The sequence below is a fragment of the Agromyces selenitireducens genome, assembly GCF_052748465.2.
The window spans coordinates 3,189,811-3,201,317 of record NZ_CM188259.1; the positions used below are offsets into that span (position 1 = coordinate 3,189,811).

11 protein-coding genes are annotated in these 11,507 nt (G+C 72.1%); 6 read left to right on the forward strand and 5 right to left on the reverse strand.

Annotated features, from left to right (window positions below; translation table 11 throughout):
* Positions 1-139: 139 nt before the first annotated feature.
* Positions 140-613 carry a hypothetical protein gene (locus ACULK4_RS14955; RefSeq protein ID WP_445966377.1) on the reverse strand — a complete coding sequence of 158 codons (474 nt, stop codon included), beginning with the start codon at positions 611-613 and terminating at the stop codon, positions 140-142.
* A 271-nt stretch (positions 614-884) separates the two neighbouring features.
* Here ACULK4_RS14955 and ACULK4_RS14960 point away from each other — a divergent pair, with 271 nt between their 5' ends.
* Positions 885-1,943 (forward strand): NAD(P)H-dependent flavin oxidoreductase, encoded by a 1,059-nt coding sequence (locus tag ACULK4_RS14960; RefSeq protein ID WP_445966378.1) that lies wholly within the window; start codon positions 885-887, stop codon positions 1,941-1,943.
* A gap of 39 nt (positions 1,944-1,982) precedes the next feature.
* Here the strand turns inward: ACULK4_RS14960 and ACULK4_RS14965 are convergent, their stop codons facing one another.
* Together ACULK4_RS14965 and ACULK4_RS14970 are read right to left on the reverse strand one after the other, a co-directional pair.
* Positions 1,983-2,714: a hypothetical protein gene (locus ACULK4_RS14965; RefSeq protein ID WP_445966379.1), complete on the reverse strand. Its 732-nt coding sequence runs from the start codon at positions 2,712-2,714 to the stop codon at positions 1,983-1,985.
* Entirely contained in the window at positions 2,711-3,364 is a 654-nt protein-coding gene (locus ACULK4_RS14970) for a helix-turn-helix domain-containing protein (protein WP_445966380.1), read from the reverse strand. The genes ACULK4_RS14965 and ACULK4_RS14970 overlap by 4 nt, the downstream gene beginning before the upstream one ends.
* Before the next feature lie 100 nt (positions 3,365-3,464).
* Here ACULK4_RS14970 and ACULK4_RS14975 point away from each other — a divergent pair, with 100 nt between their 5' ends.
* The 4 genes from ACULK4_RS14975 (at position 3,465) to ACULK4_RS14990 (ending at position 8,034) form a co-directional block, all read left to right on the forward strand.
* The gene (locus ACULK4_RS14975; protein WP_445966381.1) at positions 3,465-4,577 is read left to right on the forward strand and encodes an epoxide hydrolase family protein; all 1,113 of its coding nucleotides are present in this window, start codon (positions 3,465-3,467) and stop codon (positions 4,575-4,577) included.
* Positions 4,578-4,601: 24 nt separating this feature from the next.
* Positions 4,602-6,194, forward strand: a complete 1,593-nt coding sequence (locus ACULK4_RS14980; protein ID WP_445966382.1) for an SLC13 family permease — start codon at positions 4,602-4,604, stop codon at positions 6,192-6,194.
* Positions 6,167-6,763, forward strand: coding sequence for a nucleotidyltransferase domain-containing protein (locus ACULK4_RS14985; protein ID WP_501043323.1), 597 nt, complete (start codon positions 6,167-6,169; stop codon positions 6,761-6,763). The genes ACULK4_RS14980 and ACULK4_RS14985 overlap by 28 nt, the downstream gene beginning before the upstream one ends.
* A gap of 86 nt (positions 6,764-6,849) precedes the next feature.
* Complete coding sequence (locus ACULK4_RS14990) at positions 6,850-8,034, forward strand: DUF2510 domain-containing protein (RefSeq protein ID WP_445966384.1); 1,185 nt, start codon at positions 6,850-6,852, stop codon at positions 8,032-8,034.
* Between the two features lie 63 nt (positions 8,035-8,097).
* On the opposite strand, the gene ACULK4_RS14995 is transcribed toward ACULK4_RS14990, so the two are convergent.
* Positions 8,098-9,465: a hypothetical protein gene (locus ACULK4_RS14995; RefSeq protein WP_445966385.1), complete on the reverse strand. Its 1,368-nt coding sequence runs from the start codon at positions 9,463-9,465 to the stop codon at positions 8,098-8,100.
* A gap of 58 nt (positions 9,466-9,523) precedes the next feature.
* Between ACULK4_RS14995 and ACULK4_RS15000 the strand changes: the two genes are divergently transcribed.
* On the forward strand, positions 9,524-9,961 hold the full coding sequence (locus ACULK4_RS15000) for a hypothetical protein (RefSeq protein ID WP_445966386.1): 438 nt from the start codon (positions 9,524-9,526) through the stop codon (positions 9,959-9,961).
* A gap of 3 nt (positions 9,962-9,964) precedes the next feature.
* On the opposite strand, the gene ACULK4_RS15005 is transcribed toward ACULK4_RS15000, so the two are convergent.
* Positions 9,965-11,332, reverse strand: a complete 1,368-nt coding sequence (locus ACULK4_RS15005) for an MFS transporter (RefSeq protein WP_501043324.1) — start codon at positions 11,330-11,332, stop codon at positions 9,965-9,967.
* Between the last annotated feature and the right edge of the window lie 175 nt (positions 11,333-11,507).

An 11,507-nucleotide genomic window follows, 5' to 3' on the forward strand; every position in this document is an offset into this window, starting at 1 on the left:
CAGGGCTCCGCGGCCGGCTTGCCCTAGCTCGTCGCCTTGGACGACGACGGCAGCCCCGTCGGCATCCGGTACGACCTCTGCTGGGCGGTGCTCGAGGGCATGCGGGACCACGCCCCGCGCCTCGGCGCGGTCGGCTGACCTACCCGCAGGGCACCTCGGTGCCGTCCGCGAGAACCTCGCAGATCGTGTGCGGCTGCGCGCCGGGGTCGGGCCCGGTGTACGGAGGCGTGGATGGCTCGGGCTCGATGTCGTCCCACGACCACCCGGGCTCGTCGGAGACGGGCTCGGGGTCCGCCGCCTCCTCCGCGGCAGCGAGGCGTGCGGCCTCCTCCGCGGCTGCCTGCTCGGCGGCGAGCCGGGCAGCTTCCTCCGCGGCGATGCGCTCCGCCTCGACGCGTTCGCGCTCCGCCTTCTCGGCCTGCGCGCCGAGCACGAGTGACGGGTCGTGGTTCTCGGTGCCGAAGTCGCCGAGCTGCACCACTTCGCCGACGTGGTCGGGGGCCGCGGCCTGCACGACCTGAACGTACCCGAACGCAATGGCGCCGGCAGCGGCGAGCGCCACGATGCCGCCGACGAGCCGGACGTCCTTCAGCATTGCACTCACCCTGCTCACGCAGCACAGCATACGGAGAACTCCACCCCCATCCGGTACGTGCTGCACTCGGTGCCAGTCCGTTCCGGCGTGAGCGACCTCGAACACATCGTCATCGGTCCGCCGGGCGTGCTCCCGGTCAGTACCAACACCGAGGATCGCGACCGGGTGACTGCCCGATCCGGTGGAGGAATCCGCCGACCGCGCACGCGTTGCGCTCATCGAGGGGAAGTCCGGCCGAACGGGCACCGGCGCTCGACGCAGCGGCAGCAGCCCCGCGAGACTGAGGAGCATGACGACCGACGCACGCACCCAGCTGACCGAGCTGCTCGGCATCCGCCACCCGATCGTGCTGGGTCCGTTCGGCGGGCTGTCGTCCGTCGAGCTCACCGCGACCGTGAGCGAGCTCGGCGGCCTGGGCTCGTACGGGCTCTACGGGTACGACGCCGACCGCATCCGCGAGACGGGTGCGGCGATCAGGGCGGCGACTGGCGGCCCGTTCGCGCTCAACCTCTGGCTGCCAATGACGACGGATGCCGCGCCCGAGCCTGGCGCGTTCGAGCGGGCCGTGGCATCCGCTCGCCCGTTCTTCGACGAGCTCGGGGTGCCGGTGCCGACGTCGCCGCCGGAGCGGTTCCTGCCGCCGTTCGAGGAGCAATGGGCTGCGGTGCTCGAGGTGCGGCCCGCCGTCGCGAGCTTCGTGTTCGGGGTGCCGCCGGCGAGCGTGGTCGAGAGCGCTCGCGAGCGCGGCATCCGCCTGGTGGGCACGGCCACGACGGTCGACGAGGCGGTCGCGCTGCAGGACGGCGGCATCGACGCGGTCGTCGCGACCGGGCTCGAGGCGGGCGGGCACCGGGTCGCGTTCCTGCGCGAGCCCGAGCAGGGCCTCGTCGGGTCGATCTCGCTCATCCCGCAGGTCGTCGACGCGGTCGAGGTGCCCGTGATCGCCGCGGGTGGGATCGCCGAACGGCGCGGCGTCGCGGCCGCGCTCGCGCTCGGCGCAGCGGGCGTTCAGGTGGGGACGGCGTTCCTTCGCACCCGGCAGTCGGCGACGACGGATGCGCACCGGGACGCGATCGTCGCGACGGCCGCCGAGGACACGGTGCTGACGCGGGTCATGAGCGGACGACTCGCGCGCGGCGCGGAGAACCGGGCGGTGCGCGAACTGACCGCGGCCGGCGGCAGGGCGCCGTTCCCGATGCAGAACTGGATCACGGGACGCTTCCGCGCCGAGGCCGTGCGGGTCGGACGCGGCGACCTGCAGTCGCTGTGGATGGGGCAGTCAGGGCGGCTCGCAGTGCGCGAGGATGCGGGCGAGGTGTTCGCGGAGTTGCTGGGTGGGGTGGGGTGAGGGGCGACGGCGGCTGACGCGCCTTCGATTCACCGCCTTCTACTCGACGGCAAGCGCAATGCGCCTCAGCCCGTCCGCGGCACCGTCGACCGTCACGACGATCTCCGGGTGCGCGTCGGCCTTGGCCACCATGAGCCGGAGGCGTTGTCGGTCCTTCGGCGTCAGTCCGGTCAGATCTCGACGGCCGACCAGCGGTGCGAGGTTGCAGAAGTCGACGATGTGTCGCTGACCCCGCACGCCGTCGGCGATCGACAACGCCGCCGCCTTGGCCACGAGCGCGCCGACGAGATTCGGGCGCTGGATCGTGCCGATCCGCTCTCCGTGCCGCACGTGAACCTGCTCGGCTCGGAGTAGAGCCTGCGTCGACCCGGGCGCCTGAAGCGTCGTCGCGCCGCCGACGCCGATCGCGCGCCCTGCCCGTTCACCGATGCCGTCCGGCGTCAGGATGTCGATCACCGCGTCACCACGCTTCCATCGGTGCTGGTGTCCGTCAGCCGTGATGCCGTCCGCGTGGAACCCCACGCGAACGAGTCCGGCGGTCACGTCGTGGAGCATCGTCTGGCGCGCACGGACGTCCACGACTGCATCGCCGTCGTCGGTCGGCCGCGTCGGAACTGCACCGCGCTCGAGGCAGTGCAGCATCACCATGAACCCGCCGATGAGGCACCACCCGTCCGGCACCTCCTCGGCGAGATCCAGGAGTCCGTGCCACGATTCGCCGGCCGCACCACCCAGAACCGGAAGCTCGACAAGCGGCACGCCGTCGCTCATCCGGCGTGCTCCGCGAGCAGCTCGGCCGCCCGCCCGAGCTCACGAGGACCGCCGTGATCGAGGAGATCCGCGATCACGAAGCCGATCGGCACCTCCGCCGACGCGTCATCCGGGATGTCGGCGACGTGCAGCCACACGTTGGGCCGCTCGCTCTCGACGAGGAGGTAGTCGCGCACCAGCGCATCGACGTCGGCCGGTGAGACATACCCTTCGGCGACACCGGATGCCGCGATCCCGGCTCGCGCGTCGGAAAGCCCCGAGCGCGCCAGCCGCGGGTCCCGGAGGAGGTCGGCGAGGTCGGCGGCGTTGGCGCTCAGCTCGAGTCGCGGCGCGCGGGAGCGAACCCAGCTCCAGAGGCGCTGGAGGTCCGCGTCCTCGCTTCGCAGCGCGCCGAGCTTCTCGGCGATCCTGCGCCGCGCGACCGGCTCGGGCATCTCGATCTCCACGCCCGAGAACCGGCTGAGCAGGCGCACCGCATTCTCCGGCGACATCGGGCGCGACGACGCTCGCGGCGCCGCGATCGCCACCTTCGGCACGACCCACTGCGAACCGGCTCGGTAGGCCCCGACCTGACCGCTCCGCACCCGCTTGTACGCCGCGGCTCGAGAGACTCCGAGCCGCTCGGCATACTCGCTGACGCTCCAGACCATGACACTAGGGTAACAGTATCGATACCCTAGTGTCAGGCTCCGCCGCGGACGGCACTCCGACCCGGAAACCGATGTCGGTCGCCCTGCCTAGCCTCGGACCATGACCGCTCCGGAGCCTTTCGAGATCCATGTCCCCGACGAGGTCCTCGACGACCTGCGCGATCGGCTCGAGCGCACCCGACTGCTCGACGACTCGCCGCGGCGGCCGCTGTCCGGGATGGACGCCGCGTACCTCCGCGAGCTCGTCGACGCGTGGCGGCACTGGGACTGGCGCGCCCGCGAGGCGTGGCTGAACCGGCATCCGCAGTTCATCGCGCAGATCGACGACGCGAGCGTGCACTTCGTGCACCTCCGGTCCGACCGGCCCGACGCGCCGGCGCTGCTCGTCATGCACGGCTGGCCGCACACGTTCGCGCTGCAGCTGGACTTCGCCGACCTCCTCCCCGACGTGCACGTCGTGGTCGCGAGCCTTCCCGGATTCGCCTTCTCGTCACCGTATGCCGAGGGGCCGATGACCGAGCGCCGACTGGCGGCCACCATGCACCGGCTGATGACCGACGTGCTCGGGTACGAGCGGTACGTCACCTACGGCGAGGATGTCACCGCGAACGTCAGCGACCTCATCGCCGCGAGCTACCCCGAGCAGGTCGCGGGCATCGTCGCGACGCACGCGCACTTCCCCACCGGCGCCGAGCGCGAGGCCCTCACCGACCCGGTCGAGCTCGCGTTCTTCGCCGCCCTCGCAGACAAGCACGGCACGGATGGCGCCTACGGCCACGTGCAGGCGACGAGGCCCGACACGCTCGCGGTCGCCCTCAACGACTCCCCCGCGGGCCTGCTCGCCTGGACCACCGAGAAGCTCGTGGAGTGGAGCGACACCCCGCCTGGAGACCCGGCAGCCGTCGAGCGACGGATCTCCCGGGACCGGATCCTCACGGAAGCGACGATCTACTGGGTCACCCAGTCGATCCAGTCGTCGTTCCGGCCGTACTACGAGGGCGCCGACGCGCCGGACCCGATCCCGCCCACGAGCGTCCCCGCGGCTGTCTGGATCCAGCGACACGAAGCCGACTACCCCGAGTCGCTCGCCAGGTCGCATTACCGCGACCTGCGCTGGTTCGACCGGCTCGAGGAGGGCGGGCACTTCGCCGCGGCCGAGGTGCCGGAGGAGATGGCCGTGCGAATGCGGCGGTTCCTCGGCATGCTCGACTGACCGGGTACGGACTAACGTCGAGTCATGGTCGACCCGATCGTCGCGACGTTCGTCATCCTGGCGCTCGCGATGGTCGGGTTCGTGAGCGGCCGCGTCCCCATCGCGCTCGTCGCCGTCGGCGTAGCGCTCGCGCTGTGGGCGACCGGCGTGATCACCCTCCCCCAGGCGCTCGCCGGCTTCGGCGATCCGACGGTCATCTTCATCGCGTCGCTGTTCGTCGTGAGCGAGGCACTCGACGCGACGGGCGTGACGGCATGGGCGGGCCAGCAGGTGATCGGCCGGGCCGGCACCGGCCGACGGCAGCTCACCGTCGTCATCGCACTGATGGTGGCGGTGCTCAGCGCGTTCATCGGCCTGAACGGCGCCGTCGCCGCGCTGCTGCCCGTGGTCGTCGTGGTCGCCCTCAACGCGGGCATCGCCCCGTCGCGACTGCTCATCCCGCTCGCCTTCTCGTCGCACGCCGGATCCCTGCTCGCGCTGACCGGCACCCCGGTGAACGTGCTCGTGTCGGATGCCGCAGCCAACGCCGGCGGCAGGGCGTTCGGGTACTTCGAGTTCGCGTTGGCCGGCCTCCCGCTGCTCGCGCTCAGCATCGCGATCCTCGTCGCATTCGGCGACCGGCTGCTGCCCGACCGGAAGGCCGACCAGCTCACCGACACCGCTCCCGCCGATCCCGACGCCATGGCTCGGGAGTTCCGCCGCAGCTACGACGTGAGCCTCGACACCGGCACCTTCTACACGCCCGACGAGGGGGTCGCCGAGGTGATGATCACCCCGCGCTCGGTGTACATCGGCCGCAAGGTGTTCCCGGGCATGACCACGCTGCGCGAGAACCTCGTGATCATCGCCATCCGGCGGAACGGCGAACGCCAAGCGACGGCAACCGAGACGGACGACCCAGAAGCGCTGCGCGCCGGCGACTCGCTGCTCGTGCGCGGCCCGTGGGATGCCCTCGAGCGGTACGTGCGACTCCCCGGCGTCATCCCGGTCACCGCGCCGCAGTCGTTGCGCCGGGCCGTGCCGCTCGGTCGCGGCGCACGACGCGCCATCGCCGTCCTCGGTGCCATGGTGGTGCTGCTCGCGTCGGGAGTCGTGCCGCCCGTCGTGGCAGGCCTGCTCGCGGCGGGCGCGCTCGTGCTCCTGCGCGTGCTCGACCTGCCGCAGGTGTGGCGGTCGATCCAGTGGAGCACGGTGGTGCTCATCGCCGGGTTGATCCCCCTGTCGACCGCGTTCATCGAGACCGGCGCCGCAGAACTGGTGGCCGGCGGACTGCTCGGCATCGTCGGCACGGCGAGTCCGCATCTCGCCCTGCTGGCGATCTGCCTGCTCACGCTCGCGCTCGGACAGGTGATCAGCAACACGGCGACGGTGCTCGTCATGATCCCCATCGCCGTCTCGGTCGCCGCCACCCTGGACGCCTCCGTGCAGCCGTTCATGATGGCGCTCACCGTCGTCGGCGCGGCCGCCTTCTTCACCCCGATCGCCACGCCCGTGAACCTCATGGTGATGGAGCCCGGAGGATACCGATTCGGCGACTACTGGCGCCTCGGGATCCCGCTCGCGCTGACCTACGTGGTCATTGCGGTGCTGTGGGTTCCGCTCATCTGGCCGTTCTGACCCGGGGCACCGCCGCCCGCGTCGCCTTCGTCGGGTACCAGATGGTACTTTGGTACCGAGGAGTCAACATGGCGCCATTCACCCCGATCAAGATCGATCCGGCGACGGACCGGCTCGTCTCCGACGCCGCGCACGTCCTCGGTCGCACCAAGAAGGACATCGTCACGGCAGCGGTGCGCGAGTTCATCGATTCGCATCGGCAGGAACTCAGCGCCGGGGTCACGGCGACGGCCGAGCGCCTGTCCACCTCTTCGGCCCCACGGAGCCGCACCCGCGTCGGTCCCCTTCGCGCTCGCCTCAACTCGAACCGGGAGGAGCTCCTGAGCGCGCTGGCGGAGCTGGGCGCCTCGAACGTGCGCGTGTTCGGCAGCGTCGCTCGCGGAGACGAGTCCGAGACGAGTGACATCGACCTGCTGGTCGACCTCACCGACGACGTCGGCATGTTCGCGCTCGGCGGGATGCGCAGCGCCGCCGAACGGATCCTGGACGCGCCGGTCGACATCGTGCCCGCGTCGAGCCTGAAGGACGACGTCGCCGAATCCGTGCTTCGCGAAGCGAGACCCGTATGAGGCGCCGCTTGCGACGCGACCTCGGTCGCCCGCCCCGAGCGTGATCGACCGGTGCGATGGCGCGCCGGCTCTGTCACCATCGAGGTATGAGCGACCCGACGAGGGCGCCCGCCGGGTGGTACGAAGACGGGTCCGGCGGACGGCGATATTGGGACGGCGACGCCTGGACGCAGTACGTGGCGCCCGGCGTCGAGACCCTGCCGCCGACGCAGGTCTTGCCCGAGTCGTCGACCGCCGCGGTGTCGTCGACGGGGGATGACAGCCCGACCATCCCCTTCGTCTGGGGATCCCGGGGCTCAGGCGGGTCGGATGCCGCGGCATCCGGTTACGGTGACGACCCGACCGTGTCGGCGGGTTGGAACGACCGGTCCGAGCCGTACGCGGCCGTCGACGCCGGGCGCGACGCGAGCCGCGATGCGCCGACGGAGGACTACGGCGCCACGATGGTGCTGCCGCGGCATCCGCTCGCCGAACCGTCGTTCACCGAGCCGTCGTTCGCCGAGCCGTCGAACCGCGCCCTGAACGTAGTGGGCATCATCGCACTCGGGGTCGCGATCGTGGGGCTCGTGTTCGCGTTCATCCCCGCCCTGAGCGGATTCGCGTGGATCCTGGTGCCCGTCGCCGTCGTGCTCTCGATCATCGGGCTGTCCCTGCGCGGCCCGAAATGGCCGGCGGTCACGGGACTCGTCGTGTCGCTCATCGCCGCGGTCGTCGGCGTCGTGATGCTCGTCACGTCCGTCATCGGGTCGATCGGCACCGCGTTGGACGAGATCGACGAGGCGATTCCCGACGTGCCCGGGCTTCCGCTGCCGGGTCAGGACGACCCGGGTGCCGATCCCGCGCCCGAGCAACCCCAGGCCCCCGACGTCGGCAGCCTCGCGTTCGGCGAGACGATGACCTGGGACGACGGCGTCGCGCTCACGGTCTCCGCGCCCGAGCCGTACACGCCGAGCGACTTCGCGGTCGGCGCGACGCGCGCGAATCACGTCGTGTTCACGCTGACGCTCACCAACGACTCGGCGGAGGACCTGCAGCCACTCCCGCTGCCGACGCTGTCGTCGGGCGATCAGGAGGTCAGCCAGGTCGTCGACCTCGGCACCGACCTCCTCGACCCCGGAGACGATGTCGGCATTCCCCCGACCGCCACGATCGAGCCGGGCGAATCGATCAGCTGGCGGGTCGCCTGGTCGGTCGACGACCCCGGTTCCCTCACGGTGCAGGTGGCGCCGAACTTCCTGTACCCGAGCGCGAGCTTCACGAACGTGCCGTAGGCGCGACGCGGCATCCGCTCTGCGCGTCGCGCGCGGGCCGCGCGCCGCCTGCCGCCTGCCGCCTCAGTCGAAGATGCCGTCGAGGATGCTGCCGATGACGAGGCCGCCGAGGATGCCGCCCATCATGTCGCCGCCGCCGCCGCGTCGCCCGCCGCCGCCCCAGCCCGGGCCGCCGGGGCCGCCCCACTGGTCGGGACCCTGCGGCCGCGACGAGTCGATGTCGCGCTTCGCGAGCTGCAGGGCCTCGGCGGCGAGGTAGGCCGCACGGCGGGCCATGCCCATCGCCTGCTCGCGGTGGTCTTCGTCGATCATGGTCGCGGTCGCCGCGGGCATGCCGAGGAAGTGATCGAGGTCGAGCCGGATGCGCTCGGCCTCTGCGAGGCGGGTGCGCGCGTCGGCGCCGATCCAGCCGCGGTGGCCGGCGATGACGTCGCGGGCGACGGCGAGCTGCCGGTCGGCGTCGTCGATCGCGTGGTGCACGTGGTCGAGCGGCGGGATCGGACGCGTCGCGCGTTCGCGAGCTGCTGCGATCGCGGCATCCAGCCCCGCATTCGCCTCGCGCAGCCGGTCGAGGTGGGTGAACGGGTCGGTGTTGACCCCGGCCGGCGGGAGGGCGGCGAGCGCCGCCTGCAGGTCGGTCATCGCCTTCGCGACGCCGGGCGAGTGCGGCTCCTTGCGTGCGACGACGAGGTCGCCGCGGGAGTCCTCGATGATCGCCGCCAGCGTCGACTCGGCGCGCAGCGCCTCGACCTCGAAGGTCTCCACCGCATCGAGCAGCGTCGCGGCTCGGCGTACCGATTCAGCGGATGCCTCCAGCGCGAGGTTCGCCTGCTCGCGCTGGCCGGCCTCACGCCGGCGCTCGGCCACGCCGACGCCGTGCTCGGCGAATCCGAGCAGCTGCTCGGCCTCCGCGGGGTTGGCTTCGACCTGGGCGAGGGCCTCCGGCGCGTAGCGGACGGCGAGCCGGTCGACGGTCTGGCGGGCGTCGGGGATGCGGGTCCGCAGGAGTTCGACGTCACCGCGGATGCCGGCGATGATCTCGGGCGCCCGCCGCGCCCGCGCGATGCGCTCGGCGAGCGCGGAGGTGTGCTGCTCGAGCAGGTCCTCGGCCCAGTCGCACAGCTGCACGATGCGCGCGTTGCGGGTCCGCAGCTCCTCGCGGGTGTCGGGGATGTGGTCGTGGTTCAGCTGGTGCAGGCGGAACGCGTCGCCCATGTGGACCCGCACCACGGCGAGCGCCTCGCTCAGCCCCTTGGTCGCGTCGGATCCGAGCTCGGCCTCGGCGAACCCGAGTTCGTCGGAGGTCACGCGGATGCGCTCATCGGCGGCGACGAGCGCCTCCCGCGCGCGCTTCGCCAGGTCGAGGTCGTGCGCGTCGAGTTCCTGCTGCTGCTGCTCGTCGCGTTTGCGCTTGCCCCAGAACCCGGCCATGCGTCCGATCCTATGGGCGGTGGGTGGGGAGCGGGCTGGCAGGTCCTACGCTGACGGCATGACGACCGAGATGGCCGAGACGCCGCGCTTCCGCATCCGGTGGGGTTGGTTCGTGGGATGCATCGTGCTCGGCCTCGCGAGCATCCTCGTCGGCCTGCTCGTGGCGCCGGTCGCCGACCGCACGGCCTACCTCGCGGGCGTCCTCGGTGCGGTCGGCACGACGCTGCTGCTCGTCGGCGTCGTGGTCCTCCTGGAGCGCCGCATCGTGGACACCGCCGTGCGGGCGGTGCGCGACGCCGCCGAAGCAGCGCGTATCCGTACGGATGACGCGGTCCGCGCGCAGGTCCGCGAGCTGGAGGATCGGCTGGCCGATCTCTGGACTTCGACCGAGACTGCCGAGGAGGCCGCTCGGAAGGAACGGGAGACCCGCCGCATGACCGACGAGTTCGCCAGGCGGGTCGCGGATGAGTACGAGGGCCACGACGGGACGCCGTAGGCGCTACGCCGCAGCGAGCTCGGGGGCCGGCGACGCCGCCGGCCCCGCGGCATCCGCTTCGGCCTCGGCCTCTGACTCGTCGACGTCGATCGGGTTCGCCGCCTCGTCCCGTGTCATCCGCGCCGCCACGATCGCGACCGCCGCGATCACCAGCGGTGCCACGCCCGCGATGAGGAACACCACCGGCAGCCCCACCGCCTCGCCCGCCGGTCCGGCGATCGCCATCGACACGGGCATGAACGCGAGCGAGACGAAGAAGTCGAGGCTCGAGACCCGGCCGAGCATCTCCGCGGGAACCCGGCGCTGCAGGAGCGTGCCCCAGATCACCACCCCGCCGTTGAACGCCGCACCGACCAGGAACGCCGCGACCACCATGATCCAGACCTGGTCGGTCAAGCCGAACACGGCGAGGGGCAGGCAGCCGAACGCCCACAGCAGGTTCATCACGGTGAGGTAGCGCCGCGGCATCCGCATCGAGGCGATCACCGCCGAGCCGACCGCGCCGCCGATGCCGAACGCGGCCAGGATCAGCGCGTGCTCCGCGGGGCCGCCGCCGGCGACGTCCTTGACCACGAACGGCACGAGCACCTCGAACGGCCCCATGATCAACAGGATCAACAGCGACGCGAACACCAGCGTGCCCAGCAGCCACGGCGTGCGTACCATGAAGGCGAAGCCGTCTCGCACGTCGAGGAGCAGGGCGAGAGCCGGATGCCGCGTCCCGCTCGGCTGCGCCATCCGCTCTGCCTGCTCGGCGCCGCCGTCGCTGTCGTGGCGCCGGGCGCGCGTGGGCACTCGCAGCAGGCACGCCGCCGCGACGACACCGGTGAGGGCGGTCACGGCGAGCGCGGCGCCCGGCGACGTGACCGCGATGAGCCCGCTCGCGAGCGCCGGGCCGCCGGCCTGCATGAGCACGGGCCGCGCCATGCCCTCGAAGCCGTTGGCGGCCATGAGCTCGTCCTCGGGCACGACGGTCGGCAGCAGCGCCGAGTACGCCGGGTAGTACAGCCCGGCCATCACGCCGCCGACGAACGCGACCGCCGCGAGCTGCCACACCACGAGCCCGCCGGCCAGCGAGAGCAGTGCGACCACGCCGACGCTCGCGGCCCGCACGACCTCGACGACGAGCAGGATGCGGCGCTGCGACATCCGGTCGGCGAGCGCACCGCCGAGCAGGGTCGTCAGCAGCATCCCGACGGCCGACGCGCCGGCGACCATCGAGAGCTCGGCCGCGCCGCCGCCGATCGCGACGATCTGCCAGACGAGCGCGACCATCCAGATGCCGGCGCCGACCATCGACGCGACGAGCGCCGCCGCCAGCCAGCGGTACGCCGGGTTGCGCAGTGGCCGAAGGGCCCGGGGCGTTGCCATGATCTTCTCCTTGCGGTTCTCGTCGAGCGAGCGGATGCCTCGGGGTTGATGCCTCGAAGCTGGTGCCTCGCGGCGGATGCCTCGCGGCGGGTGCCTCGCGGCGGGTGCTCCTACTCACACGTCGAACGACGGTGGCCGAGATCGACATGGGCCGGGCTCAGCGGATCTCGATCGC